Raw genomic sequence first — 26,087 nt, 5'->3', positions numbered from 1 at the left:
CCTTTCACTTTTGCGGGCACAGGGCTTTGCAATACAGCGCGAAAATATCTTCCCTCGTGATCGGTTTTGCATTTTTCTTTTTCATCGCCGCTTCCGCCGCGATCTCCACGAAGCCGCGTATTTCTTCTTCGGTGTACACCGCCGTTTCCCCAATCAGGCCTTTCAGCATTTCCTGAAATCCTCGGATCCCGTCGACTTGGAGCAGCTTACACATCGTGTCCACTTTTTCCTTGTTCGCATCATAAACAAACCCAATATATTCTCCCAGCGTGAGCGCGCATGCGCGCCCGTGCGGGATATCTTTTAAGACCGTGATCGGATATCCCATCGTGTGCACCGCGCTCGTACCGCCGACATAGATCGCGATCCCGCCCAGCGTCGCCGTATAAAGCATCAATGCCCTATCTTCGTCAGTAAACTCGCGCCGCTCTAGCGCTTCCTTATATTTCGCAAAATTGCGGAACGCCTGCTCCGCGATCATGTCATTCGACCACGAATCCGCAAGCAAATATGCCTCCACACTGTGCGAAAGCGCATCCAGCGCCGTATCGAGCATCACGCGCATGGGCAGCGTCTTTAAATAACCGGCATCCAAAAACGCCGCCTTGGGCAGCAGGTCCGGGCTGGAAAACGACTGCTTGGACTCCCCTACCGTGAGTACAGACACCGCCGTCACTTCACTTCCCGTTCCGCAAGTCGTGGGTACCGCTATGACGGGCAGGGGCGTATTCCGGTAAGATTTATCATACATAGCCGACGGCGGCACATCGTTTGCTGCCAGAACCGCCACACCCTTTGCCGCGTCGATCGCACTGCCGCCGCCCACAGCAACGACAAACGAGAATTCCGGTGCATACCCGCACAGCGCCTGCACATCTTCCGGCGTGGGGTTTGCAGGCACGGAATCGAGCACCTTCCCCTCGATCCCTTGCTCGCGCAAAGCATGCAGGATGTCCGCAAGGGAACCGTTTTTTTCTGCCGAGGCTGATTTTACGACCAGCGCCTTTTTACCAAACTGCGAAAACTTCTCCGCATTTTTCCTGATACATCCCTGCCCTACGATGATCTCCGTGGGCACTTGAAACGTGAATTCCATGCTGTTCTCCTTCAAACGGCCTATTTGAAAATAACCCCTTTTTTGAGGATAACGCAGCTGTAGCCTGCGCTTTCGCTCGTTGCCACTACGGCAAAACACTTTTTGGCGCGCTCATAAAACGCAAAGCGCTCAACTTGTTCAAAATCCTTATAGGCGTTGGAAAAGTCCCTGTTTTTGATGATGGATTCAAATTCATCCCATACCTCCGGACGCGGGCTGCCGCCCGGATCCATGACTGCGACAGGCTGCTCCACAAAGACATCCAGCGGGAAAAACTGGAGTACCGCATCAAGAAGGTCTGTCACCGTATGGCCGTCTGCACGGATCACCCGGTTGTCCTTTCCCATGGACTGCGCAGGAAAGTTTACGTCGCCAAAGCAAATCTCATCGCCATGCCCCATTTCCATGATCGTTTTCATCAGTTCCGGGGAAATGATTTCCGGTATTCCTTTTAACATGACATTGTTCCTCCTGTGTTTTTTGATTTCATTATACCACAAATCAGGAAAAAAAATCCCCCGCGAATCTTACGCGGAGGATTTTTCGGCCTGCCTTTACTTTGTGATCGTTACCTTCTGGATATGCCGCGGCGCATCCGGACTGCATCGTTTTGCCTCCGCAAGCCCGCAGGCAAACATCTGGGCCGTCACCACCATATGGAACGGCGCCGTATATTTCGAGCTTTTTTCGACAAGAAGGCACTTGTCCGCATCCTGCGCGTTCTCCGGATCGTCCGTCACCATCAGGATATATGCCCCCAGCTCCGCATAGCGTTTGGCAGCGGCCAGTACGTCCGCCTTCGCCTCGTCGCTCGCGCAATAAATGAATACCGGCAGGTTGTCGGAGATGAGTGCCAGCGGCCCATGCTGGAAATCCGAAACCGCGAACCCGCGTGCATTGGTATATGTCGTTTCCATCATCTTAAGGGAAGCTTCGAGGGCGATCGGGTATTGCAGCCCGCGTCCCAGAACGATACAGCTCTGCATAAAGGTGTACTCCTTTGCAAGTGCCATCACCTCCGGCGCTTTGGCTACTTCTTTTTCGATCCCCTGCGGCAGCACCTCCAGCGCCGCCGCCAGTTCTTTGTTACCCGACCACATAACGATCAGCGTCGCCAGGCAAAACATTTGCGCCGTAAATGTTTTGGTTGCGGCGACGCTCTTCTCCAGTCCTGCCGCGCAATCCAGGTTAAAACGCGCTTCCGCAGCCATGGGGGACTGTGTATTGTTTGTCACCGCCACGGTGATCATGCCGCTTTTGTTCGCGTCCTTCAAAACGCTCAGTACATCCTCCGCCATGCCCGACTGCGATATCCCGATCACCAGCGCGTCCCGGTATACGATCTGCGAGCCATACAGCGTGTTGACCGAAGGTGCGGAAAGGGATACCGGCAGCTTCAAAAGCATTTCGATCAGGTATTTCGCATAGATTGCGCAATGATCGGACGTCCCGCGCGCAGCGATCACCACCTGGCGGATATCCGCCTTTTTGATTTCTTCCAGCAGTTTTTCCAGGGTTCCTTTGTTTTTTTCGCGGATTCCTGCGAGAACGCGCGGCTGCTCCAATATCTCTTCATACATTTTCGTCATAACGGTACCTCCCATTGGTTACTTTCATTGTTGATTCCCTAAAAAACACACCATTGTAAACGTGTACCATTTACAATGGTGTGCTAAAAGCTCAGATCCAATTAAAACCTTTTATACTCTTCATCTTATCTGCTTATTTTCTCACGGACATATGCAATCAGCATGAAGAGCAAAATCAGTCCATATCCAAGCCATTTACCTGCATCGCCCCATCCGAATGCAACGAACAGGTTCGTTAGTGTCTGTAAGACCGCCGCCCCCAAGATAACGCCAATAAAATTTCCTTCACCACCGTTAAGGGAGATGCCACCGACAACGACTGCAGCAATACTCGGCATGACATACTGTGAAGCCATGTCCTTGAACGCCTGTCCCAGGTTGCCAATCAGCAACAAGCCTACAAGCCCTGCAATGATACCGCTGAACATGAAAGCGATCGTCCTTACACGCTTGACATTGATACCTGAAAGGTAGGCCGCCGTGGGGTTCGATCCAACGCCTAACAGCTTCACGCCGATTTTTGTTTTGTACATGATCACCATGATGACTACAGTCGCGATGATCAATACCCAAAGTATGTTCGGGAAAATTCCCGTCATCTTTGCCGCAACCTCATTCAATACCGGAGAAGGCGCGCCTGTGATACTGGAACCGGCTGCATAGACATTGACAACGCCTTGCAGGATATTTGCCATTGCCATTGTAACGACTAACGAAGGCAGTTTTACAAAGTGTGTCAACAGACCGTTTGCAAGACCAACCAGGCAACCAATACCGATTGCAATCAAAATCGCGATCCAGAGATTCTCGTTTTGGCCGTCCATAAACTTTGCAGACAATACGGCCACGAGCGTCGCGATGTATCCGACCGAAAGGTCGATGTCGCCGCCAGCGCTGATCACGAGCATCTGCGCCAAACCAAAGAGCGCAATATACGTCGCAAACTTCAGCATCAGCAAGACTTGCTCAAAGGAAGCAAATGTCCCACCTGTCGTATTTTTAACTACAATTTCACCTACGGCAAATAATATTACGATCAATACCGCCGCGATAACAAGTTTACTATATTTCTGGAATCCTTTTCCCAGCGCTCTTTTCTTTAATATATTTTCCTGCGGATTCATTTAGCTTGCCCCCCTTTCAACAATGCCCTTTCGTTGATTGTTGTATAAATCGTGGAGCTTGCGATTGCCGCAATGATGATGATGCCCGAAACGAGCGACTGATATGCGCTCTCTACATTCGCAACATAGATCAGCTTGCTAACAAGGCTCATGATGATCGCGCCAACGATTGCCATGAATACATTCCCTTTACCACCTGTTAAGGCCACGCCGCCAACTACCGCGGCTGCAACGCACTGCAATGTCAGCGGATCACCGATACGCGCGCTGCCTGCCTGGTTCTGTGCGACCATGAAAAGCGCACAGAAAAAAATGAAGATAGCATTGATCATATACGCTAAGAGCTGTACCTTGGATGTATTAATGCCGCTCTGGTATGCAACCGTACGGTTGGAACCGACCGCATAGATGTAACGGCCTGTCCTGGTCCTGCTTACGCAGTACCATATTACAACTGCCGCAATAATGAGTAACACACCTGTCGGAATCGCCTGGCCAAATGCTTTTAATGCTTCTGGCATGGCCTCTACCGATGCAAAATCATAAAACGCACGCATCCAATTTACACATTCGCCACCTGGTGTCGGCATGATAAACAGCGATGCACCCAGCCATACATAAGACGTTGCAAACGTCGCAATGATAGGTGGAAGCTTTAAGTATCCAACAGCCACGCCATTGACAATACCCACAACCAACATGACCACCAGGCCCATCAATAGAGCTGGAAGGCCAGTCGACGGGTCATCCTTTTTCATGATGCTCGCCATCACGCACATCATAAAGGCCATCGCCGGACCACTTGATAAGTCGAGACCACCTGCAATAATAACGACCGCCTGCCCCATTGCAAGCAGAATCAAAGGGGTCCACGATATGATACTGTTTCTCAATGAAGAAGGCTCAAAGAAGTTTCCCTGCAGAGCCGCGACAATCACGATCATTGCGATAAAAATGATCAGCGTTGCAAATTCGGGCCTGTGCATAAATTTCTGGAAACCATTCCTGTGCGTCATTTCTTTTTCGCTCATTGCACTTCCCTCTCTTCCCGCGATTTTACCTGCAGCGACATTTCAACGATTGCCTCGTCTGAAATCTCTTTTCCCTTCAGCTCGCCGACGATCTTGCCTTCGTACATGACCAAAACGCGGTCACAGTAACTCACAAGCTCGTCGTTGTCACTTGCATACAGGATAACGCTCATATTTTTTTCTTTCACCATCTTCATGATGAACTCATAAAGATCGTGCTTTGCACCTACGTCAACACCTTTTGCCGGGTCGGCAAGAAGCAGCACATTCGTATCGAATGGCAGCCATTTGCCGACAACGACTTTTTGCTGATTACCACCCGAGAGCTTATCTACGGAAAGATCGATCCCCGCAGTCTTGATAGACAGCGTTTTTACGATCTGCTCGCACTCTTCACGATATTTCTTCGTAGGCGTAAAGAGAGGCTGCTTTTTCAGAGCTAATTTTGGGAAAATCATATTTGTGTACACGGAGTCCTTGAGCATCAGCCCTTCCTTCTGGCGATCACCAGGGACAAGCAGTATGCCCTTTCTGACCGCATTCACAGGCTGTGTTAACTTGATTGGCTCACCATCGATCGTTGCTGTGCACTTCGCTTCCTTATAATTACCTGCAAGGGCAAGCATCAGCTCCGTCTGTCCTTGGCCGGCAAGTCCGCCAATACCAAGCACTTCGCCCTTTTTAACTTCGAGAGAAACACCACGCAGATATTTTCCATAGTTCAGATCTTCAATTTTTAATTTATCTTCATTGGAAATCGGCTGGTATTCTTTTACAGTATTGATGCATTCCACATCCCCAGTAATCAGACGTACGATTTCATCAGGATTTTTCTCCTGCTTTTCAAAGTCTATTTCGCCCACATTACTACCGTTGCGGAACACGACGATATCGTCGCACATCTCAAGAACTTCCCACAGACGGTGGGATGTAAAGATCATGGCGACCCCCTGATCGGCCAACTTGCGCATATATTTAAAAAGCGCTTTTACCTGCGCCTGCTCAAGCGCTGCCGTCGGTTCGTCCAATATCAATAATTGCGGATCCTCGGAAATCGCTTTGGCAATCTCAACGATCTGCATTTCACTCGAATCCAATTCACTTACCCGTCTTTCGATATCGAATCCGGGCATAAACTCATTAAGTATTTTCTGGGATAATTCCTTCGCGTCCTTATTATCTAAGAACAACTTATTTTTCTTTTCAAAACTGAGCACAATGTTCTGCCATACCGTAAGATCCGGCAGCAGGCTCAAGTTTTGAAAAGCCATCGAAATGCCGGCTTTTTTTGCGTCAATCGGGTTTTTGTAGCTTACCTCATTGCCGTTATATGTAACCGTACCACCGTCGGCCAGATACACCCCGGTAATGATTTTGGAGATTGTGCTTTTACCCGAACCGTTCGCGCCCAGAAGGCCTGTAATTTTCCCCTTCCTGCACGTCAGGTTACCATTACTTAAAGCTGCGACACCGCCAAAACTTTTCGTTATGTTTTTCGCTTCCAGTAAAACCATCCAAAATTCACACCCTTCCCATCGTGAATTTATTCTTCTGTGTACTTAATTTACGGGAGCAGGCATGATGCCTGCTCCCGTAGTAAGTTTCAGTTCTGCTTTTAATCAGCTAAGATTATTTGAACAGTTCAAGCGCCTGTTCTTCTGTGAAGTACTCTGTCAGCAGATAATCGTCGGACTGATCTTTCAGCTGTTCCCAACCTTCGTCAAAGTTTTCATCCGTATAGAAAGAGTTAACTACATAGTAGTAAATATTTCCATCGAGTTTTGTTTCGTCGAGGTCTTTACCTTCTGCCATGTTGACTGCAAGACGCATCGCGGTTGCACCGATTCCCGGAGGATTCGGCTGCGAGAAAGCTTTGAAGTCAGCACCAGAATCACGCAGTTCTTTCCAAGCCTTGAAGAATGCTGTGCCCGGATCGCCATACATTGCTTTGGGCAGTTTGCCGGCATCCTGGAATGCCTGCAGTACGCCATATGCCATACCATCCTGTGTATACACAATGTCGATTTCCTGACCAGAAGACAGGATCTGTGCCGTAGCTTCTTTTGCCTTTGTCTGATCCCAGCCACCAGGCGTGCTCTGGAGCAGCTTGATGTCAGGATAGTTTTTCAGAACGTCCTGCGTAGCGCGGATACGTTCGTTATTAGCCGGATGTCCGTCAAGACCAGAGATCTCGATGGCATTGCCCTTGCCGCCAGCGCCTTTGGAAATAGCTTCAACATTCTTGGTGTTCCAAGCATAGTGGTCCAGCGTTACCTGCAATGCGCCCGGAGCTTCAGCCGTAGCGTCATACACAACTACCAGCTTACCAGCCTTCTGCGCATCAGCGATAACTTCGGAAAGAGCCGTGTTATCGTTAGGGTTCACCATGATCACATTCACTTCCGGATCGTCTACGAACTGACGAAGGATCTGCGCCTGCTCGTTCGCGTCGCCGTTTGTCGTGTTGTTCACGATTTTATAGTCTTTGATTCTGCCAGCTTCTTTGTACTCATCACCGACTGTTTTCATGTTGTCGATCATGATATCACGCCACGATGTACCGGAAGAACCAGTAGAGATACCGATTACGATGTCGCCTTCAGGAACGATCTTCATAACGCCGCCTGTCTCCGCTTCATCACCGCTCTCATCGGACTGAACCGGCTCGCTTGCGCTCTCGGACGGCGCAACCGATTCAGAAGCCGCAGCGCTTTCGCTTGCTGCAGGTGTTTCGGAAGCTGCCGGCGCTGCCGTACAACCAACGAACATTGCAGCTGCAAGTACTAAGCACATAACAACTACTAAGACTTTTTTCATTTTACTTTCCTCCATAAAATATTTGTTAATTATCCGCTCATGCGGATAAACTGAAATCTTTCTTTGTATTGCTTTGTCAATTGTAAACCACATTTCGTGACTGCGTCAATAGCTGTTTAGTCAATACTTCGATTAAATGTGTAGATATCCTGCTGCAGCGTGATAGAAATTTTAGAGCGGTCTCCGCGCATGAACGACTGCGTCAGCTCATAGGCGTCGCCGGATTCCTGCCGCGTAATACGCTCTACATAAAAACCGCATGTAGGATATTGACATTCCAGCATTTTGCAGATGCTTTCTTCAAACACGATGCTTTCGTACGTTTCCTCTGCGATATAGGGCGAAATCTTCGCCTCATCCCGCAGCGAATCATACAGCGACCCGCTTTCCAAAACTTCTGCGCGCAGCGTCGGATGTACCTTTACAGGCAGGAATGTCGTTTCCAAAAGAAGCGGTTCCCCGTTCGCCATCCTAAGCCGCACGATCTCGTAAACCGGGTCGTTTTCCTCCAGGCCGAACAGGTCGATCAGCCCGTCGGAAGCGGCAATCGTCTTGAATTCCAGAAGCCTCGAGGAAGGAACAAGGCTGGAAGCTTCCATTTGATGAGAGAAGCTGTACACCTGTTCCATTTTCCTCTTCAGCTTTGTCTTTGAGATAAAGGTTCCTTTTCCACGAACCCTGGTCACCATGCCTTCCTCTTCGAGCTCGCCGATCGCGGCCCGGACAGTGGAGCGGCTGACGCCAAATACATTGCAAAATTCTTCTTCTGTCGGCAGTTTGTCGCCCGGCAGGATATTCTTCGAGGCAATATTCCGCTTGATGATCATCATGATCTGGTAATGCAAAGGCAGCTTGCTCTCAAATTGAATTTCGCTGTCAAATATAGGGCTCATGTCCTTCTTACCTCTTACTTCCGTACCACGATTCCTATTGTATCACACAATTCATCATTTTGGTACACTTTTTATCATTTTTTTTCTTATTTCATCATTTTTTCAACATCCATCGGCAGATTGCTCGAAAGGACGTTATTTGCGTTCATGAACAGGCCCTCGTCCAGCATCAGTCCTGCGTCCGCACCATCCGTCATCGCGCCACGCACGTTGCGGATCTTCCTGGAGTCGCCGATGTTGCCTACGAGCACGCCTGCCGCAACCAACTCGTCATACAGCTTCGTGTTGGATGCATATTCGCCGAATACGACAGTATCACATTCTACTTCGTATTTATTGAACTTGCTGTCCATCAGGACAACGCTGCCGTCTTTGATCTCAAGCAATGTCGTCGAGAGCTTCACATCTACCGGGATCTTGATCGGATGCTCTTCCGGCAGTCCGCCGCCGTTACCTCCTGCAAAACGCACTTTCAATACTTCTTTATGTACGTTTTCGATGTGCGGTGCAAATTCGCTGTCCTGTGTCACATAGATGATTTCCTTGCCGCGAAGCGCCAGCGCCTCCGCCGTATCCGTAGCGCCGTAGTGGTTGCCGTAAACAACGACCTTCTGACCAACCTTGGCAGGCTCGCGCTTACCGCACTGCGGCCAGTATTCACAGTTCTTCTTCACGCATACCAGCACGTCTTCAAACTTCACGCCCTTTTCCTTGCCCGGGATATCCGGGATCACCGGATTGCTGCCCGTACCGCACAGTACAACGTCATAACCCTTGAGCATATCGACCGTTGCTTCCGTGTTGAGCTTGATGTTGACGTTCAGCTCTTTCATCTGGCGGCGCATCCAATCCATATACCATTTCATCTTGCCCTTCGGCGGAACCATACAGCATGTACGGAGGATACCGCCAAGCTCGCTGTCCTTTTCATACAGTGTCACGTCGTGTCCGCGCAGGGTCGCGATCCTTGCCGCTTCCATACCTGCGATACCGCCGCCGACGATCGCGACCTTCAAGCCTTTGTTCGCCGGTTTCATATCGAGGAAACGCGTATCGCCGATCGCCGGGTTGACCGCGCAGCGCATTTCGTGCTTGATCATCAGGGATTCGGACCAGCAGCCAACGAGGCAGCTGATGCACTTGCGGATGCTGTCTACATCGCCTGCTTTTGCTTTGTTCGCCCAGTACGGGTCTGCAAGCATCTGGCGCGAGAAACCGACCATATCCGTCTTGCCCTCTGCGATAATCTGGTCGCAATATTCGGGGCTGCGCAGTGTGTGGCTGGTGATGACCGGGATATTGACAGCCTTTTTGATCGCTTCTGCGGAATACGTGTTCCAGCCTTCCGTATAATACATCGGATCCATAACCGTTTCTGCAAGGTCGAAGATGCCGGCCGAGATATCAAGCGCCGCAACGCCCGCTTCTTCCAGCGTCTTTGCGATCTTGATGGATTCGTCAAGCTTCCTGCCGTCGTGCTTCCATTCTTCACCGGAATATCTTACCAGAATCGGGAAGTCTTCGCCACACTTTTGTTTGATCCTGTCGATGATCTCCAGGATGAAACGCATGCGGTTTTCATATTTTCCGCCAAAGCGGTCGTTTCTTGTGTTTGTGGCCGGGCTCATGAACTGTGCGATCATGTAACCGTGTGCAGCATGCAGCTCCACGCAGTCAAAGCCGGCTTCTTTTACGCGCCACGCAGCTTCTGCAAAGCGTTCTGCCAGATCGTATACTTCCTCTACCGTCATCTCGCGGGCGATCTTGCCGTGTGCCTGTCCGCCTGCATAAACGACCTCGTGGCCAGCGCTGCCCGGCAGGTAGGATACCATATCCGAGCAGGAAATCTGCCCTTTTCTCGGGTATGCCGCCTGGCGGCCCGGATGCTGGATCTGTACCGCACATTTTGCGCCGTGCTTCTGCATCGCTTTTGCAAGCATGTGAAGACCTGGGATATAATAATCTTCGTCAGCAGAAATACAGGTTACCGTCGGACGTCCCGTGTGCCTGTTCGGTGTGGAAGCGCCCACGATGATGAGGCCCGTACCGCCCTTTGCGATCTCTTCATGATACCGGATTACACGGTCATTGATGCCGCCATCCGGATCTGCCGAACTAATATCCGTCGGAACATGCACCGTTCTGTTCGGTACGACCATGTTCTTGATTTTGATCGGTTGAAAAATGTGTTCAAAAGCCATCTTTTTTACCTCCGTTTAAAAATAATGAGACTGTGATTAAATTTTACTTCTTAAAAAAACGTTAAATAATTTACTGAAAGTTGGTTAGACGGGGCCAAACCTCGAGGTTTTTATGCTGCATGCGCCTTGGAGGCGCATGCAGCATAGCAATTATGAAAAAGTTATTTCTGCTTCCTGACTTCTTCGATCGTTACGCCAAGCACATCCGGTGTGGAGCGATAGCCAACGCCCATGCGGTCGATGCCCATGTCGATCAGCTTTAGGAAATGTTCTCTCGTGCGGATCCCGCCGGAACCTTTGACTTTGATCTTGCCTTCGCCGGCATCCATCATCGCCTGCACAACCTCCACCGTTGCGCCTTCGCTCTTGCCGCCCGTATAGAAACCCGTCGAGCTCTTGATGAAGTCTGCGCCAGCGCGTACGGCCGCTTTCGTACCTTCCTTGATCTCGTCCAGCGTCAGGGAATCTGTTTCAATGATCACCTTGACTGCCGTACCGTATTTATGGCATACGTCTACGACTGCCTTGATATCCTCTTCCACTTCTTTGTACATGCCGCTGCGCAGCCATCCATAGTTCGCAACGATATCCAGCTCGAATACGTCGCCCCTCTTACAATATTCTTCCGCCTGCATCACTTTGGAAGCAGTTGTCGAAAGACCGAACGGGAAGTCGCATACCACGCAGATCTTCGTATCCGTTCCCTTTGTCAGCTCCGCTGCGATATCGAGGGACGCCGGGTTGATGCATACTGTGATGCAGCCAAAGTCGATCCCTTCCTGGATATACTTACGGATATCGTCCTGTGTAAACTCCGGCTTCAAAACAGACTGGTCAATGTATGCAGCCAATTCCTTTACCGACATCTCGCTTGCTTTCTTCGTAGGTTTCATGATCTTTCCTCCTGATAATATAAATTTTTATCAATATATGAATCCTTATAGTGAGCCCTGATCCAGCCGCGGGAATCGTCCCGCCCTGCCATGCCGCTTCTGCACAGCTTTCTGCGCTTGCCCTTGATGGTTATTGCAAAGATATTTCGTTGTTTGTAATATTTGTAATTTATGTCTTATTTGTATCATTTGTATTATTTGTTCTATTTGTTTGTATTGTATCACCCATCCTTTTGAAATGCAAGCAAAATTTTTCCCTTTTTTTAGAATTCATTTACCCGCATTTTTCACCTTCCCCATGTTTGTTTTTTCGCTTGTTTCATATATAATAAAAAGAAATGAATATTTCAGGTTTTTGCAAAAAACTATTGCAATTATGCCAAACATTTATTATGATACAAATAATACAAATCATATAAATCATACAAAGCGGCATGCGCCACTGGGATATCGCAAAACCTTGAAACAAATACATATTTTAAAGGAGGATCTAAACATGAAACTTGGATTTGTAAGTGCTATTTTACCGGAATACTCTTTTGAGCAGCTGATCGACTATGCAAGCAAGATCGGCATGGAGTGTGTGGAAGTGGCTGCCTGGCCTGTCGGTAAGGCGGAACGCCGTTACGCAGGTGTGACGCACATCGACGTCGCTTCCCTCGACCAAGCAAAAGCCGAATACATCAATAATTACCTGAAAGAAAAAAATGTGGAGATTTCCGCCATCGGTTATTACCCCAACCCGCTCGATCCCGATCCGGCCGTACGCAAAACATCCGTCGACCATATCAAAAAATGTATCGAAGGCGCACGGATCTTGGGCCTTCACAATATGAATACCTTCATCGGCAAAGACCCGTCGTTGCCGATCTCCGAAAACATGAAAGCTTTTAAAGAGATCTGGCCCGACATCATCAAATTCGCAGAGGACAATGACGTCAAGGTCGGCATTGAGAACTGCGCGATGTTCTATTCCATGGACGAATGGCCGGGCGGCAAAAACTTAGCCTCCACCCCCGCTATCTGGACGGATATGTTCTCCATCATCGACAGTAAATATTTCGGGCTCAACTATGACCCGTCCCATTTGGTATGGCCGCAGATGGACTACATCCAGCCTATTTACGATTTTGCGGACAAGATGTTCCATTTCCACATCAAGGACGTAAAATTCTATAGGGACCGTTACAACAAAGTCGGCATGATGGCAACGCCTCTTGAATATCATGCGCCCAAACTGCCGGGCTTAGGCGATATCGACTGGGGCAAGACCATTTCCGCGCTCTACGATATCCACTACAAAGGCCCCGCTGTGATCGAAGTGGAAGACCGTGCGTTTGAAGATACGCTTGAGGACAAGCTTCATTCTATCGAGCTTTCCCAGAGATATATGCGGAATTTTATCTAGGAGCCGGGAATGAACGAAGCGAAGAAAGAACTCTCACAAAAACTGGCGGGCGGCGTTGCGCCGCTCAAGGCACTCATCGGGTTTGACGGTTTCGTAGACGAGATCGTGCATGTGGTGGATAAGCGTATCGATCCTGAAAACTTTTCCCGGATCGATACGATCCTCTCCTACTCCGAGCGTTTGAAAAATGGCTGCGGCCTTTCTACCAATGTAGAAATCGTCGCTGTCCAGAAAAAGCTCGGCGGCAACGGCCCCATTTTTGCCAACGCCCTGAAAAAGCATAACATCTCCCTTACCTATATTGGCTGTGTGGGCGAAAACGGGCACGATCCCGTTTTTGACGAACTGGCGGCAGGCTCCGTGATGATCGGTCTTACAGAGCCCGGACATACGGACGCCTACGAATTCCATGACGGCAAGATCATCGTTTCCAAGATCGAGCATTTTAAAAATGTCACCTGGGAACGGATCATGGAGAAGGTGGGCCTCGACGCATTTGTAAAAATTGTGGACGAAAGCGACCTCATCGGTATGGAGAACTGGACCATGCTTCCCCACATGAGCGATATCTGGCGGAGTTTTCTCGCCGATGTGCTGCCGCGGATGAAAAGCCGCCCGCAGGATAAGCGTTTGTTCTTTGACCTTGCGGATCCGGAAAAACGCAGCGCGCAGGACATCAAGGAAGCCATAGAGCTGATCAATGCTTTTTCAAAAGCCGGTTTCCCTGTTACGCTCGGCCTCAATAAAAAGGAAGCATGCGAGATCGCGGAATTATACGGCGGGCAGATCAGCGACTATCAGGCTTATCCGCTCAAGGAGTTATGCGAAAGTTTAGTAAAGGACATCAGGATCGATTGCCTTGTCATCCATCCCGTAGACCGTGCCTGCTGTTATGCAGGAGGCGCCTACTACGAGGTTGCCGGGCCGTACTGTGAGCATCCCGTGCTCACGACGGGTGCGGGAGATACCTTCAATTCAGGCTTTGTGCTTGGATGGATGAACGGTTATCCGTATCAGCAATGCCTTCTGTGCGGCGTAGGCGCGTCCGGCTATTATGTCCGCAACGCCAAAAGCCCCGACACGGAAGAGCTCAAAAATTTTCTTAATACTTGGGAATGAAATTTAGAAAGGAATGATATTCATGGAAAAAATCAGAACTGGCGTCATTGGAACAGGCTTTATCGGGCCTACACATATTGAAGCGCTGCGCAGGTTAGGCTTTGTGGATGTTGTCGCCCTCGCCGATATCGACGACGCAACGGCAAAAGCAAAAGCGGAGCAGCTTTCTATCGATAAAAGCTACGGGAACTATCAGCAACTGCTGGCCGATCCGGAGATCGACGTCGTACATATCTGCTCACCCAACAGCTTCCATTTCCAGATGGCGAAAGAAGCGCTTCTGGCCGGCAAGCATGTCGTATGCGAAAAGCCGCTCACGATGAACAGCGCGCAGGCCAAAGAGCTGATCGCCCTTGCCAAGGAAAAGGGCCTTGCAAACGCGGTGCACTTCAACATCCGTTTTTACCCCGTCATCCACGAAGCGCGTGCGATGATCCAGAACGGGGAACTGGGGAAAATCTTTGCGGTCAACGGTTCTTACCAGCAGGACTGGCTGTTTAAGGAAACGGACTACAGCTGGCGTTTGGAGCCAAAATTCAGCGGCGATTCCCGCGCGGTAGCAGACATCGGTTCGCACTGGCTGGATTCCGTTGAATTCATGACAGGCATTAAGATCGACAAGGTATGCGCGGATTTCGCGACCTTCTACCCCACCCGCAAAAAGCCTTTAAAGCCGGTCGAGACTTATTCCGGCAAGGTGCTCACGCCCGATGATTATGCAGACGTTCCGATCAATACGGAAGATTACGCGTCCGTACTCTTAAAATTCGATAACGGCGCGCACGGCTCCATGACGGTCAACCAGGTTGCCGCGGGACGCAAAAACCGCATTTGGTTCGAGATCTACGGCAGCAAAAAATCCATCGCGATCAACACGGAGCGTCCCAACGAAATGTGGATCGGCGAACGCGACGAAGCGAACCATGTACTGATGAAAGATCCTTCGCTCATGCACCGTGAAGCGGCGCAGCTGGTCTCCTATCCCGGCGGCCACAACGAGGGTTTCCCGGATACGATCAAGCAATTTGCTACCAAGTTCTATAACTACATCCGCGCGGAGGGTTATAAGACAGGCGCAACACCGGAATTTCCGACGTTTGAAGCAGGCCTGCGCGAGCTGCAGCTGTGCGAAGCGATCGTTGAATCCGCAAAGCAGGAGAAATGGCTTTCCCTGTAAGTTTCCAGGCAAGCAAACAGGCATATGGAAATCATATGCCTGTTTTTTGTTTTGTGCTATAATACAGGTATCAAATCCCGGAGGAATCCTTTATGACGATACGTGAAGAATATGATGCAAGACTCAAAAGGGTGATGGATGCGGCGGCGGTAAGGGAGCCTGACCGCGTCCCCCTCGTGCCCGTATTCCAGGCCTTCCCCATCTATTATGCCGGTTATACGATCCAGGACGCCATGGAAGACTGGAAAAAAGCGGGGGCCGCCTACGATATTTTCTACCAGCATTTCCAGCCCGACCTAGGCTGGGATCCGATCCTCTTTAATCCCACGGCTTACCTCGAGCGTTCGGGGATCACGTGGTATCGTTGGCCGGGTCACGATATAGACGATCCCAACGCTATGTACCAGTATGCGGAGGGTGAGTATATGACCGCCGACGAATACCCGGAAGCGATCCGCGACATGACCAAGTTCATGATGAACAAATGGATGCCGCGCAGCTTTGCGAACTTCCCCGGCCTTGCCAAACTCGATTTCCGCAACGCCATGTGGTTTGGGCATATTGGCACGCTGCTCAATTTCGCCGATCCACAGGTCATCAGTACGCTCGAAGCAATGGTGGAAACGGGTAAAATCCTAAGCGAATGGTTTGCTTACCTCGGCGAATACGGGCAAAAGCTCAAAAACCGGTTTGGCATCCCGCTCATCTATGCGGGCTTTGCCTATGCGCCCTTCGACATGATCGGGGATTCCATGCGCGGTACCGTGCCTATCCTCATGGATATGTTCGACCACCCGCAGGAGCTTTTGGAGCTCATCGATGTGGTCACGGACTATGCAATCGAAGATACCATCAAGGGCTGCAGCGGCAAAGAAACGCCGTTCGTATGGTATTGGCTGCATAAGGGCGTGGACGAATTCATGTCTGACGAGCAGTTCAAAACCTTTTACTGGCCGTCGCTGCGCAAATACATCAATGCCGTGGCCGACGCAGGACTGACTCCCGTCGTTTATGTGGAAGGCGCGTACAACTCTCGCCTCGGCTATCTTACGGAGATCACGCCGGGCAAGGCGATCTTTTCTTTTGAATATACGGACATGGAGCAGGTGAAAAAAACATTGGGCGGACATTCCTGTATCATGGGCAACGTCCCCGCCGTAACGTTAAGCTACGGCAGCAGGCAGGAGGTCGTCGACTATTGCAAATGGCTCATCGATACCTGTGCGCCGGGCGGCGGCTATATCATGGACAGCGGCACCATGATCGACGACGCCAAGACGGAGAATATCGAGGCCATGTTCGAGACGACCCTTACCTACGGCATACGCTGAAAAAGAAACAAACGCCCGTTTTAATAAACGGGCGTTTGTTTTATTATATATAATAGGTAGGAAATTATTCAAAATCAACCAAACAAGTCCGTGGACAGGTAACGTTCCCCGGTATCCGGCAGGATAACGACGATCTTCTTTTCCTTATTTTCCGGCCGTTCCGCGACCCGCATTGCCGCAAACAAAGCCGCGCCGGACGATACGCCGCATAACACGCCTTCTTTGTGGGAAAGCAGCCTAGCCGCTTCATATGCCTCATCCGTATAAACGGTGATCACCTCGTCGATGATATCCCTGTCTAAAATCTTGGGCACGAACCCCGCGCCGATCCCCTGTATTTTATGCGGGGATGGCTTGCCGCCCGAAAGCACCGGGCTTTCCGCAGGCTCTACCGCAATCACCTGTGTTTCCGGCCGTTTTGCTTTGAACACCTGCCCGCAGCCTGTGATGGTGCCGCCTGTTCCCACGCCCGCAATAAAGATATCGACGTCGCCTACCATGTCACGCAAAATCTCCTGCGCCGTCGTCTCCCTGTGCGAGCGTACATTTGCCGGGCTTTCAAACTGGTCGGGCATATAACCGCTTCTTTCATCGCGAATCTCCCGTGCGCGCATGATCGCCCCGCGCATGCCGTCTGCCGCAGGCGTCAAAACCAGTTCCGCACCCAAGGCGGATAATAATCTCCTGCGCTCGATGCTCATGGATTCCGGCATCGTCAGCACCAGGTGTAGGCCAAGGCAGGTACAGATATAGGCAAGGGCAATGCCCGTGTTCCCGCTTGTGGATTCCACGATCACCGTATTTTCACCGACCAGCCCTCTTTCGATCCCGTCCTTCATCATATAATAAGCCGGACGGTCTTTCACGCTTCCCTGCGGGTTGAAGTATTCCAGCTTCGCCCAGATGGAAGGGTTGATGTTATTAAGCTGCAAAAGCGGCGTTTCTCCGATCAGGTCTGTCAGTTTCTTTGCTAATTTCATATCCTTACTCCTCGTTCTTGATAGATTTCACGTCATAAGGCGTTTCCTGATATACATAATAGTTGAGCCAGTTATTAAAGAGCAGGTTTGCATGTCCGCGCCAGCGCACGACCGGCGGTTTGCTGGGGTCGTTGTCCGGAAAATAGTGGACAGGCACAGGCACGTCCAGCCCGCGCGCGATGTCACGCACATATTCTGTCTTGAGCGTATTCGCATCATATTCCGGGTGTCCCGTGACAAAGATCTGGCGGCCGCGCTTTGCCGAAACAAGGTATACGCCGTCGTCTTCAAATTCACATAATATTTCAAGCGCCGGATTTTCCTGTATATCCGATTTTTTGACGTATGAGTGGCGCGAATGCGGCGCCCAGAATTCATCGTCAAACCCGCGCAGCAGCGGCCAGTTGTTCGGCGTACGCTTGTGCAGGTATATCCCGGACAGCTTTTGCTCGCACGGATATTTTTCGATCCCATAATGGTAGTAAAGCCCCGCCTGCGCCGCCCAGCAGATATACATCGTAGAATAAACGTTCTTCCTGCTCCAGTCCATGATCTGCGTCATTTCCTGCCAGTAGGTCACTTTCTCGAAAGGGATTTGTTCCACGGGCGCGCCGGTAATGATCAGCCCGTCGTATTTTTCATCCTTGATATCGTCGAACGTTTTATAAAATGCGTTCAAGTGCTCGATGGGCGTGTTTTTGGAAATATGCGTTGCCGGATGCAGCAGCACGACCTCCACCTGCAATGGCGAATTGGCAAGCAAACGCATCAATTGCGTTTCCGTCTGTTCTTTGGTGGGCATGATGTTTAAGATTACGATCCGCAGCGGACGGATGTCCTGCTGCGTTGCGCGCTCTAAGGGCATTGTGAATATGCCCTCCTGCGCCAGTGTCCGCGCTGCCGGTAATTTACTGCTGATGTTGATAGGCATATTGCATTTCCCCTTTCCTTGCGTATTCAAAACAACGTTTGACTATCATTATATAGTAAACTATAATTATTGTACACGTTTTTATACAAATTGAATCCCGTTTTTTACCGCGGGAATACCCCATAGGAGTATCTATGCTGCAGGAATGGAAAGACAATGGCGCGACGCATCTCGCGCGCGAGATCATGACGATCAATAGGCCCAATATCACGGACGATACGATCAGCGGCTTCGGGATGAAGCGAAAGGTCGCCGCGTTTATCGACCTGGTCAGGAGCGCCATGTACCCTAATATTTACGACAGTAATATCACGAAGGAAGCGGAGCTGCAGGAAACGGTCACGCGCCGCCTGCGTGAAGCCGCCGTGCTGCTCGACTGCATGATCGCGGAGGTTTTGGTGAACCAGTGCCAGCTCGAGCACCGCCACCGCATCGATTGTGACAAATGCAGGGAAACCGCGGAAAAGATCACTGTCCGCTTCATGGAGCAGTTGCCCCGGGTCGCGCGGCTTTTGAATACGGACATCGACGCCGCTTACTGCGGCGATCCTGCGGCGAAGTCCCACGAAGAGATTTTGCTTGCCTACCCTGGGTTCGAGGCGATCAGCATCTACCGCCTTGCCCATATCTTTTATAAACTGGACATTCCCCTGCTGCCGCGTATGATGACCGAGCAAGCGCACAGTAAAACAGGGATCGATATCCATCCGGGCGCTACGGTCGGCGAACACTTTTTTATCGACCACGGTACAGGCGTGGTCATTGGCGAAACATGTACCATCGGCAACCATGTCAAGATCTACCAGGGCGTAACGCTGGGCGCAAAAAGCTTCGAGCTGGATGAAAACGGCCATCCCGTCAAAGGGGTCAAGCGCCATCCCGATATCCGCGACAATGTCATCATCTATTCAGGCGCAACCATCCTGGGCGGCGATACAGTCATCGGCGAAGGCTGCGTGATCGGCGGCAACGTATGGCTCACACATTCCGTGGAAGCATGCACGACCGTCTATAATGCTTCCCCTTCCCCTACGCTGATCACAAACGGGAAGTAACATAAATGCAAAAGGCTTCTATCGCGGAAGTCGCCATCCTTCCATCACAGCAAAGGCGAAAACCCTATGCAAAATGATGCGGCCTCAGGCAGGCCGTATTTTTTATTGACAAAATTTTTTTCTTCTGTTATGATGTACAGCGTCGGAGTAATTAGTACAATATCGTACTAATATTACAGGAGGTTACCATGTCAGTCCCCAACGAAAAACAGTTTTGGAAGTATATCCTTCCTTCTATGCTCACGATGTTTCTCTGTGGTTTTTACGCGATCGTCGATGGCTTTTTCGTCGGCCAGGCCGTAGGCGACTTGGGCCTTGCCGCCATCAATATTGCATGGCCCATCGCATCGTTTTTGCTCGCTGCCGGCACCGGGATCGGCGTGGGCGGCTCTGTTGTAATGTCCACACGTTACGGAAAAAATGACATTTCCGGCTCGCAGAGGGCGTTTGGCAACACCTTTTTTATGCTGTTGGCGGCGTCCGCCCTGATGACCGTGCTGTTTTCCTTGTTGTATATACCAATCCTGCACCTGCTGGGCGCGCGCGGCGAACTGCTCAGCGCCGCCGGGGAGTATGCGCAGATCGTTGCCGCTGGCAGCGTTTTCCAGATTCTCGGCACCGGTATCGCGCCTTTGCTGCGCAACAAGGGCAAGACCATCGCGGCTATGGCCGCCATGGTCAGCGGCCTGGTTACAAACATCATCCTGGATGCCTTGTTCGTCATGGCGCTCGGCTTAGGGATCCGCGGGGCCGCCCTTGCAACTGTGATCGCGCAAGCGCTTGTCGCGTTGGTTGGTTTTATTTTGCTGTACCATAAAAAAGAAAACCGTATCCCGCTCCGCATGTTAAAGCCGGAAAAAGGAACGGTAAGCAGGCTTTTGAAGATCGGACTGTCGCCCTTTGGTATGACGTTCGCGCCCTCCATCGTCATCATCCTTGCAAACCTGCAATGCCTTGCGTACGGCGGGACAGTCGCGGTCGCGGCTTATTCCGTACTGATGTATGTCGTTACCTCGGCGCAGGGGCTTCTGCAAGGTGTGGGCGACGGCGTCCAGCCCCTCCTAAGCTACTTCAACGGCGCAAAAAACCAGAAAGCCATGCAAAACGTTTTCCGGAAGGCACTGGCCACCGTGCTGGTTCTGGGGGTTGCCCTCGCGGCTGCGGCGCTGTTTTTCCGCACGCAGATCCCCGTGCTGTTCGGCGCTTCACCGGAAGCCTCGGTGCTCGTGGAGGCCGCGCTCTTTTTCTCGGCCTTTGCATTCCCCTTCATCGGGTTTTCAAAGCTTTCGTCCTCGTATTTCTACGCGATCGCGGACGTCAGGACTTCCGCATTGGTCATATATCTTGACCCGGCCGTCTTAACGCCGTTGTTTTTGTTCACATTGCCGTTGTTTTTGGGGATCACGGGCATCTGGCTCCTGCTTCCCTGCACGCAGGCTTCCCTGACGGTGATCCTGCTATTGATCTACCGGCGGCAGGCCGCAAGGCAGGATGCCTCCGCGCAACCGGGCGTCCACTTGCCCGGCGCCTTGCAGCCTGGTAAAATAAAGAAAAACAGGAGCAGCGACTATGGAGCATATTGAGCAGATCCGCCGCGAGATCGACGAATATTATGAAAACTGGTTCCGCATCAACCGGGCGTACGACAGATGGGCGCAGCGGCACGGGACATCGGACAATACGTTATTTACCCTGTATACGATTTCCGCCTGCGGGGATCGCGGCTGTACGCAGCGGCACATATGCAATGAGATCCTCCTGCCTAAGCAGACAGTATCCTTCATCCTTTCCAAGCTGGAAAAGCAGGGACTGCTGCGCCGCAGGGAAGACCCTGCTGACCGCCGTAACAACCTTGTATTCCTGACTGCCGAAGGAAAGGCCTATGCCGACCGGTTGTTGTCCGCGCTGGAAGATGCGGAAATACGTGCATACCAGCGTATGAACGCTGCGCAGCGCAAGGCGCTTATGGACGGGTATGCCGCGCTGGCCGCCGCCATCGAACAAAGCTTTGGCACGAAAGAATGACGCATATACAAAAAAGCCCTTCCGCACCCGGCGGAGGGGCTTTCTGTTGGTTCCCGGATGCCCGGGACCTTGAGAAAAGTAATTGTATCATCCCGCTATTGGCGCAGGTACTCCGGATTACCTTTAAAAAAATTTACGATCATATGCGTCACGATCATGTGGATGTCCTCCACTTGTTCGTAGCTTGAGAGCCTTGCCGTCATATTCACCTCCGCGATGCCTGCCAGCTTGCCGCCGTCAAATCCCGTAAGCGCAATGACGTGCGCGCCGTGTTCCCGTCCATATTCACACGCCCGCAGCACATCCGGCGAATTTCCGCTCGCACTGATCGCCAGCAGTACGTCTCCCTCGTTCATCAAATTGACCAACTGTTCCCGGAAAATTTCGGAAAAAGCGATATCGTTCCCGAGAGCGGTGATCTTTTCTACATTATCGCATATGGAAAGGATGCGGAACCTGCGCATATCCGGTTCCTTGACCGCATTTTTCCCAAAATCGCATACAAAGTGGTTTGCCGTACCGGCGCTCCCTCCGTTTCCTAAAACGATCACCTGTTTGTCTTCCAGATATGCCTGCTTCAAAAGCCCGGCCGCCTGCCCAAACTGTATTGGGTCAATCTTACCGATCGCACCGACCAGTCCTTCCCCATATTCTTCCAGATATTGTTGGAACATGTTATTTTCCTTTCTCATCTGCTAAAATCCCGATCCACATCCTATAGTCCTTACTTTTTTCTTTTTCCAGCGACTGTATCCCGCGCTTGCGGCACAGCTCGTCTCCTTCATCCTCATACGTTGCCGTACCGTTCCACGGTTCTATACAAACAAACGGCGCTTCTTTTCCTGCAGGCGTCCATACCCCCAGCATCTGGAAATCCGGGAAGGATACCCTTACGCCCTGCCCACTGCGGCTGTGCACAAGCTCTACCCTGCGCGACTTGAGCGTATCAAATACGAGCGCATCCTGCTCAAACAATCCATACGCAAGTGGGATCACGTCGCCGTCCAGGCGGAAATTATCCGTTTCCTTTTCAATCAGCCGTTTTTTCGCGTTGAGCAGCGGCGTCGTGAGCCTCTCATGGCACGAAAACCGCAGCTCGTAGTCCTCAAACGCTTCCGCCCCATGGAGCGGGCAGCAAAATCCCGGATGCACGCCCAACTGGTAATACATCGTCTTGTCATCCAGGTTTTGCACATCAAATACAATATCGATCCCACTCATACGTAAAACATAGGATACGGAAAGCCGAAATCGATAAGGATACTGCTCCAGCGTCTTTGGGGATGCTTCCAGCGTCAATACCGCCTTATCCCTTTCCTGCAAAACGACTGTGAATTCCATGTCCTTTACAAACCCATGCCGCTCCATGTGGTAGCGTTTGCCTTCGATCAGCGTTTCATTGTTGCGCACATCGCAGACAATGGGGAATAGGATTGGCGCAGATTCCGCCCAAAAGTCCGGGGCGCCTTCCCATATATATTTTGTCCCATCCCCGCCGCGCAGGGAGGTAAGCTGCGCACCGTGCGTATCAATGTCTGCGCACATGCCGCCGTTTGTAAGCCTGATTCGCATAATTCCTACCTGAAGGTCTTGTCTGTCTTTTCGATCAGCCTCTTATACAGGTTGGGAACCGTCTGGTCGTGCCTGCCCTGTATGTAATGGCTCTCTCCCCCGTCCGCGACCGTACGCGCCATGATCGTTTTCCACGGACGGAAATAATACCGCGGGTCGCCTTTGGGCGGCGTTTCATGTACATTCTTTCCTTCCAGATCATGCAGGTCGAATACCGCGGTCGTAAAATGCGTGATCTTTTTCCCGTGCTGGTGCGCTACGTTCCTCGCCATGGAGAGGCACTTCAAATAGACCTCCGGCCCGATGACCGCCGATCCAAAGTCCAAAAATACCCCGTTTTCGAGGTTTGTGATGGACTGTGCATAAATCAGGAAATCCGTATAGGATGCCTGTCCCAGCGCCGCGCCGTCGCAGTTGGGATGTTCATGGATGATGTCGCACCCAATACCCACATGGATCGTCACCGGTACCTGGTAACGGTAGCCCGCTGCCAAGAGCGAATAATCCTTGTATTTGAAATTATTTTCTTCGATCACCCTGCCGATTGCTTCGCCATATCCGATCCCCTCGGCTACCGCGAGCTTCGCGCATTCATTGAGCCCGCCCGTTTCCTGCCACAGGCCGAATTGCCCCTCACTGATATAGCGTGCCACACTCTCAGTTGTCGCGCCGATCATCGCCATCTCATAGTCGTGTATCCCGCCTGCGCCATTGAGCGCAAAATGTGTGATCAAACCGCGTTTCATCAACTCGATGAGCAGTGGGCCGTTGCCTGAACGCAGGCAATGCGCCCCCATGGCCATGAGTACCGTCGCCCCCTTTTCGCGCGCCGCGATGATGCGGTCCGCAAGCAGGTCGATGGTTGGGTGATCCATAGCCGGCTGTACGTCATCCGGGTCAAACATGACCGACAGGTCGATATCGTGTACCCGGTCGCCTAATGGCTTCAAGTGAAGTTTACTCCTGTCAAATTGTTCAAACGGCATTTTATTGCTCCTCTCCAAATAAATATGCTTTAAGCTGCCTGATTCCGGAAAAATCCGGGATGATGATGTCCGCACCTGCGCGGATCAGCCTTTCCCGCTTCCATTCGTCCACCCTGCCGTCGTGGTTCCTTTCGTCGGAGGCTACCCCTACGGCAAAGCCGCCGCTTTCTTTGACGTTCTCGATTTCCACAAAGCCGTCGCCAAAGCCGATCAGCTCGTTTCCATTGAGGTCATTTTCCTTGATGATCCTTTGCACCACCATCTTTTTGGAAAAGCTTTTGTAATCACGCTGCGCGCCATATACCCGTCCCTTGAAATACGGCGTTACCCCCAGGATGTCCGCCTCGTGCTGCGCATATTGCTCGTCTGTGCCGCTTGCCAGGAACATTTCCACGCCATGTCTCTGCAGCATCCCTAAAAGCTCGAAGCTTCCCGGCACGACGCATGCCTTTGGCTCTATCGTCTTTTGTTCCAGCCCGGTGATCCGGTGCTGTACCTGTTCTAAAAGCCGCCTCTGGTATTCGTCCTTATATTCCTGTGCGTCAAGCGGCTTACCGCCGCGTTTTTCAAGCTCTTCCACCAGCGCAAAACACTGGTAGATCGTTTGCTTTCCCGTGTTTACATCCACGAACTCATCGATGCACGCGCGTATCGATTCTTCGCTTTCCCCGCCGCCCAGCGGCGTTGCGCGCATCTCGCCGTAAAAATAACTTTTCATCACGCCCTGCCAGCCCTCGCGGATCAGGCTGATCGTCCCGTCAAAGTCAAACAGCGCGAAGCGGAACTTTCCCTTTTCATATGTACCGTTTATGATTTCCATTTTCCATTCATGCTGCATAAAATACGATCCTCCAAATCAAATACGCGTTGCGTTATTTCTTTCTCCTCTCGCTTGCATATACAAGCAATAGGATGTACAGTACCACGCCGTATCCCATCCATTTGACCGCGTCGCCGCCGCCGAATAGGATAAACAGGTTTGTCAGCACCTGCAGGAACACCGCCCCCAGGACGACCCTCAAATAATTTCCCTCGCCGCCTTTTAGAGATATCCCGCCGACCACCACCGCCGCATAGCTCGGCATCAGGTAAGACGAAGCCATATCCTTATAGGCCATACCCATGTTGCCTGCGAGGATCAGGCCGATCAGTCCTGCAATCGCGCCGCTGATCGTAAAAACGATGCACCGCGTGAATTTAACATTCGCCCCCGAAAGGTAAGCGGTCTTCGGGTTTTCACCCACGCCGAACAGCACCGGCCCGTATTTCGTGTGTTTCATAATGAAATACACCACAAGCACAACCACCACCAGCAAGAATATGATATTGGGGATCGTCGCCGTCGACTGTGCCGCCAACGTCTGCAAAACAGGCGAAGGCGTGCCCGAAATACTCATGCCGGACGCATATACATTGATGATTCCCTGCAGCACGCACGACATGGACATCGTCACCACGAGCGGCGAAAGGTTGAAGTAAGAAATCAGCAGGCCATTGAGCGTCCCGAAAAACAACCCGATGCCAAGGGCGATCAATATCGCCAATACCAGCCCTCCGTTACTGCCATTCATGACCGCTACGCCGAAAATCGCCGACAACGTCGCAATGTAGCCGATGGACAGGTCTAGCGCGTTGCCCCCGCCTGAAACGACGACCATCTGGCACAGGCCGAACAGCGCGGTAAAGGCCGCAAATTTCACTGTCATCAACGCCTGGTTCCAACTGATGAAGTTTCCGACAAACAGCTCTCCGATCACCGACAGCAGGAGGATCAGCCCGATGACCATCAGCGCCTTTTTCTGCGATTTTGCAAAGCGCACAAAACGGTTTTCAGACATCATTACTTTTTGTTTTTCCAT

General features: G+C 51.3%; 24 protein-coding genes. 7 read left to right on the top strand and 17 right to left on the bottom strand.

Annotation, left to right across the window (positions count from 1 at the left end; genetic code table 11):
• Window positions 1-4: 4 nt before the first annotated feature.
• From BN6471_RS06575 to deoC, 10 genes are all read right to left on the bottom strand, one after another.
• Window positions 5-1,096 carry an iron-containing alcohol dehydrogenase gene (locus BN6471_RS06575; protein WP_066646774.1) on the bottom strand — a complete coding sequence of 364 codons (1,092 nt, stop codon included), beginning with the start codon at window positions 1,094-1,096 and terminating at the stop codon, window positions 5-7.
• 20 nt (window positions 1,097-1,116) lie between these two features.
• The gene (locus tag BN6471_RS06570) at window positions 1,117-1,554 is read right to left on the bottom strand and encodes an RbsD/FucU family protein (RefSeq protein ID WP_066646771.1); all 438 of its coding nucleotides are present in this window, start codon (window positions 1,552-1,554) and stop codon (window positions 1,117-1,119) included.
• A 96-nt stretch (window positions 1,555-1,650) separates the two neighbouring features.
• Complete coding sequence (locus BN6471_RS06565) at window positions 1,651-2,685, bottom strand: SIS domain-containing protein (RefSeq protein ID WP_066646768.1); 1,035 nt, start codon at window positions 2,683-2,685, stop codon at window positions 1,651-1,653.
• A gap of 125 nt (window positions 2,686-2,810) precedes the next feature.
• A complete protein-coding gene (locus BN6471_RS06560; protein ID WP_066646760.1) occupies window positions 2,811-3,809 on the bottom strand; it encodes an ABC transporter permease in 999 nt (332 codons plus the stop codon).
• Window positions 3,806-4,825, bottom strand: a complete 1,020-nt coding sequence (locus tag BN6471_RS06555; protein WP_162270185.1) for an ABC transporter permease — start codon at window positions 4,823-4,825, stop codon at window positions 3,806-3,808. The genes BN6471_RS06560 and BN6471_RS06555 overlap by 4 nt, the downstream gene beginning before the upstream one ends.
• Before the next feature lie 11 nt (window positions 4,826-4,836).
• Window positions 4,837-6,354: a sugar ABC transporter ATP-binding protein gene (locus BN6471_RS06550; protein ID WP_066646756.1), complete on the bottom strand. Its 1,518-nt coding sequence runs from the start codon at window positions 6,352-6,354 to the stop codon at window positions 4,837-4,839.
• A 115-nt stretch (window positions 6,355-6,469) separates the two neighbouring features.
• The gene (locus BN6471_RS06545) at window positions 6,470-7,657 is read right to left on the bottom strand and encodes a substrate-binding domain-containing protein (protein ID WP_066646754.1); all 1,188 of its coding nucleotides are present in this window, start codon (window positions 7,655-7,657) and stop codon (window positions 6,470-6,472) included.
• Between the two features lie 116 nt (window positions 7,658-7,773).
• Complete coding sequence (locus BN6471_RS06540; RefSeq protein ID WP_066646752.1) at window positions 7,774-8,550, bottom strand: GntR family transcriptional regulator; 777 nt, start codon at window positions 8,548-8,550, stop codon at window positions 7,774-7,776.
• Window positions 8,551-8,636: 86 nt separating this feature from the next.
• Window positions 8,637-10,751, bottom strand: coding sequence for an oxidoreductase (locus tag BN6471_RS06535; protein ID WP_066646750.1), 2,115 nt, complete (start codon window positions 10,749-10,751; stop codon window positions 8,637-8,639).
• A 161-nt stretch (window positions 10,752-10,912) separates the two neighbouring features.
• On the bottom strand, window positions 10,913-11,644 hold the full coding sequence (gene deoC, locus BN6471_RS06530; protein WP_066646747.1) for a deoxyribose-phosphate aldolase: 732 nt from the start codon (window positions 11,642-11,644) through the stop codon (window positions 10,913-10,915).
• A gap of 496 nt (window positions 11,645-12,140) precedes the next feature.
• Between deoC and BN6471_RS06525 the strand changes: the two genes are divergently transcribed.
• The 4 genes from BN6471_RS06525 to BN6471_RS06510 all read left to right on the top strand — a co-directional run bounded on the left by BN6471_RS06525 (window position 12,141) and on the right by BN6471_RS06510 (window position 16,679).
• A complete protein-coding gene (locus BN6471_RS06525) occupies window positions 12,141-13,052 on the top strand; it encodes a sugar phosphate isomerase/epimerase family protein (RefSeq protein ID WP_066646744.1) in 912 nt (303 codons plus the stop codon).
• 9 nt (window positions 13,053-13,061) lie between these two features.
• A complete protein-coding gene (locus BN6471_RS06520; RefSeq protein WP_066646741.1) occupies window positions 13,062-14,171 on the top strand; it encodes a carbohydrate kinase family protein in 1,110 nt (369 codons plus the stop codon).
• 22 nt (window positions 14,172-14,193) lie between these two features.
• Window positions 14,194-15,348, top strand: coding sequence for a Gfo/Idh/MocA family protein (locus BN6471_RS06515; RefSeq protein ID WP_066646739.1), 1,155 nt, complete (start codon window positions 14,194-14,196; stop codon window positions 15,346-15,348).
• A gap of 92 nt (window positions 15,349-15,440) precedes the next feature.
• Window positions 15,441-16,679, top strand: coding sequence for a uroporphyrinogen decarboxylase family protein (locus BN6471_RS06510; RefSeq protein ID WP_066646738.1), 1,239 nt, complete (start codon window positions 15,441-15,443; stop codon window positions 16,677-16,679).
• Window positions 16,680-16,753: 74 nt separating this feature from the next.
• On the opposite strand, the gene cysK is transcribed toward BN6471_RS06510, so the two are convergent.
• Entirely contained in the window at window positions 16,754-17,659 is a 906-nt protein-coding gene (gene cysK, locus BN6471_RS06505) for a cysteine synthase A (RefSeq protein WP_066646736.1), read from the bottom strand.
• 4 nt (window positions 17,660-17,663) lie between these two features.
• On the bottom strand, window positions 17,664-18,590 hold the full coding sequence (gene metA / locus BN6471_RS06500) for a homoserine O-acetyltransferase MetA (protein WP_066646729.1): 927 nt from the start codon (window positions 18,588-18,590) through the stop codon (window positions 17,664-17,666).
• A 134-nt stretch (window positions 18,591-18,724) separates the two neighbouring features.
• Between metA and BN6471_RS06495 the strand changes: the two genes are divergently transcribed.
• The 3 genes from BN6471_RS06495 (at window position 18,725) to BN6471_RS06485 (ending at window position 21,670) form a co-directional block, all read left to right on the top strand.
• Window positions 18,725-19,645: a serine O-acetyltransferase gene (locus BN6471_RS06495; RefSeq protein WP_066646725.1), complete on the top strand. Its 921-nt coding sequence runs from the start codon at window positions 18,725-18,727 to the stop codon at window positions 19,643-19,645.
• 188 nt (window positions 19,646-19,833) lie between these two features.
• Complete coding sequence (locus BN6471_RS06490) at window positions 19,834-21,228, top strand: MATE family efflux transporter (RefSeq protein ID WP_066646724.1); 1,395 nt, start codon at window positions 19,834-19,836, stop codon at window positions 21,226-21,228.
• A complete protein-coding gene (locus BN6471_RS06485; protein ID WP_066646723.1) occupies window positions 21,215-21,670 on the top strand; it encodes a MarR family winged helix-turn-helix transcriptional regulator in 456 nt (151 codons plus the stop codon). The genes BN6471_RS06490 and BN6471_RS06485 overlap by 14 nt, the downstream gene beginning before the upstream one ends.
• Window positions 21,671-21,765: 95 nt before the next feature.
• Here BN6471_RS06485 and BN6471_RS06480 read toward each other — a convergent pair whose 3' ends face one another.
• From BN6471_RS06480 to BN6471_RS06460, 5 genes are read right to left on the bottom strand one after another with little or no spacing between them, the layout of a single operon-like run.
• Window positions 21,766-22,362 carry a D-sedoheptulose-7-phosphate isomerase gene (locus tag BN6471_RS06480; RefSeq protein ID WP_082903375.1) on the bottom strand — a complete coding sequence of 199 codons (597 nt, stop codon included), beginning with the start codon at window positions 22,360-22,362 and terminating at the stop codon, window positions 21,766-21,768.
• Window positions 22,346-23,242 carry an aldose 1-epimerase family protein gene (locus tag BN6471_RS06475; RefSeq protein WP_066646718.1) on the bottom strand — a complete coding sequence of 299 codons (897 nt, stop codon included), beginning with the start codon at window positions 23,240-23,242 and terminating at the stop codon, window positions 22,346-22,348. The genes BN6471_RS06480 and BN6471_RS06475 overlap by 17 nt, the downstream gene beginning before the upstream one ends.
• A 5-nt stretch (window positions 23,243-23,247) precedes the next feature.
• Complete coding sequence (locus tag BN6471_RS06470) at window positions 23,248-24,228, bottom strand: GSU2086 family protein (RefSeq protein ID WP_066646716.1); 981 nt, start codon at window positions 24,226-24,228, stop codon at window positions 23,248-23,250.
• Between the two features lies 1 nt (window position 24,229).
• Window positions 24,230-25,066, bottom strand: coding sequence for an HAD family hydrolase (locus BN6471_RS06465; RefSeq protein WP_204213236.1), 837 nt, complete (start codon window positions 25,064-25,066; stop codon window positions 24,230-24,232).
• A 34-nt stretch (window positions 25,067-25,100) separates the two neighbouring features.
• Window positions 25,101-26,087 (bottom strand): ABC transporter permease, encoded by a 987-nt coding sequence (locus BN6471_RS06460; protein WP_066646714.1) that lies wholly within the window; start codon window positions 26,085-26,087, stop codon window positions 25,101-25,103.

Origin of the sequence: Christensenella timonensis (assembly GCF_900087015.1) — a bacterium.
GTDB classification, from domain to species: Bacteria; Bacillota; Clostridia; order Christensenellales; family Christensenellaceae; genus Christensenella; species Christensenella timonensis.
Note: the sequence above shows the minus strand (reverse complement) of the source record. Positions and strands in the feature narration are given on the sequence as shown.

What these genes read in the sequence shown, in the direction of transcription:
- BN6471_RS06460 (WP_066646714.1), bottom strand. Translation starts at nt 26,087, where the DNA reads ATGGAAAAACAAAAAGTAATGATGTCTGAAAACCGTTTTGTGCGCTTT.
- BN6471_RS06480 (WP_082903375.1), bottom strand. Translation starts at nt 22,362, where the DNA reads ATGAGAAAGGAAAATAACATGTTCCAACAATATCTGGAAGAATATGGG.
- BN6471_RS06495 (WP_066646725.1), top strand. Translation starts at nt 18,725, where the DNA reads ATGCTGCAGGAATGGAAAGACAATGGCGCGACGCATCTCGCGCGCGAG.
- BN6471_RS06565 (WP_066646768.1), bottom strand. Translation starts at nt 2,685, where the DNA reads ATGACGAAAATGTATGAAGAGATATTGGAGCAGCCGCGCGTTCTCGCA.
- BN6471_RS06525 (WP_066646744.1), top strand. Translation starts at nt 12,141, where the DNA reads ATGAAACTTGGATTTGTAAGTGCTATTTTACCGGAATACTCTTTTGAG.
- BN6471_RS06470 (WP_066646716.1), bottom strand. Translation starts at nt 24,228, where the DNA reads ATGCCGTTTGAACAATTTGACAGGAGTAAACTTCACTTGAAGCCATTA.
- BN6471_RS06520 (WP_066646741.1), top strand. Translation starts at nt 13,062, where the DNA reads ATGAACGAAGCGAAGAAAGAACTCTCACAAAAACTGGCGGGCGGCGTT.
- BN6471_RS06575 (WP_066646774.1), bottom strand. Translation starts at nt 1,096, where the DNA reads ATGGAATTCACGTTTCAAGTGCCCACGGAGATCATCGTAGGGCAGGGA.
- BN6471_RS06560 (WP_066646760.1), bottom strand. Translation starts at nt 3,809, where the DNA reads ATGAATCCGCAGGAAAATATATTAAAGAAAAGAGCGCTGGGAAAAGGA.
- BN6471_RS06545 (WP_066646754.1), bottom strand. Translation starts at nt 7,657, where the DNA reads ATGAAAAAAGTCTTAGTAGTTGTTATGTGCTTAGTACTTGCAGCTGCA.
- BN6471_RS06485 (WP_066646723.1), top strand. Translation starts at nt 21,215, where the DNA reads ATGGAGCATATTGAGCAGATCCGCCGCGAGATCGACGAATATTATGAA.
- BN6471_RS06550 (WP_066646756.1), bottom strand. Translation starts at nt 6,354, where the DNA reads ATGGTTTTACTGGAAGCGAAAAACATAACGAAAAGTTTTGGCGGTGTC.
- deoC (WP_066646747.1), bottom strand. Translation starts at nt 11,644, where the DNA reads ATGAAACCTACGAAGAAAGCAAGCGAGATGTCGGTAAAGGAATTGGCT.
- BN6471_RS06540 (WP_066646752.1), bottom strand. Translation starts at nt 8,550, where the DNA reads ATGAGCCCTATATTTGACAGCGAAATTCAATTTGAGAGCAAGCTGCCT.
- BN6471_RS06475 (WP_066646718.1), bottom strand. Translation starts at nt 23,242, where the DNA reads ATGCGAATCAGGCTTACAAACGGCGGCATGTGCGCAGACATTGATACG.
- BN6471_RS06555 (WP_162270185.1), bottom strand. Translation starts at nt 4,825, where the DNA reads ATGACGCACAGGAATGGTTTCCAGAAATTTATGCACAGGCCCGAATTT.
- BN6471_RS06490 (WP_066646724.1), top strand. Translation starts at nt 19,834, where the DNA reads ATGTCAGTCCCCAACGAAAAACAGTTTTGGAAGTATATCCTTCCTTCT.
- BN6471_RS06570 (WP_066646771.1), bottom strand. Translation starts at nt 1,554, where the DNA reads ATGTTAAAAGGAATACCGGAAATCATTTCCCCGGAACTGATGAAAACG.
- BN6471_RS06535 (WP_066646750.1), bottom strand. Translation starts at nt 10,751, where the DNA reads ATGGCTTTTGAACACATTTTTCAACCGATCAAAATCAAGAACATGGTC.
- cysK (WP_066646736.1), bottom strand. Translation starts at nt 17,659, where the DNA reads ATGAAATTAGCAAAGAAACTGACAGACCTGATCGGAGAAACGCCGCTT.
- BN6471_RS06465 (WP_204213236.1), bottom strand. Translation starts at nt 25,066, where the DNA reads ATGCAGCATGAATGGAAAATGGAAATCATAAACGGTACATATGAAAAG.
- BN6471_RS06510 (WP_066646738.1), top strand. Translation starts at nt 15,441, where the DNA reads ATGACGATACGTGAAGAATATGATGCAAGACTCAAAAGGGTGATGGAT.
- metA (WP_066646729.1), bottom strand. Translation starts at nt 18,590, where the DNA reads ATGCCTATCAACATCAGCAGTAAATTACCGGCAGCGCGGACACTGGCG.
- BN6471_RS06515 (WP_066646739.1), top strand. Translation starts at nt 14,194, where the DNA reads ATGGAAAAAATCAGAACTGGCGTCATTGGAACAGGCTTTATCGGGCCT.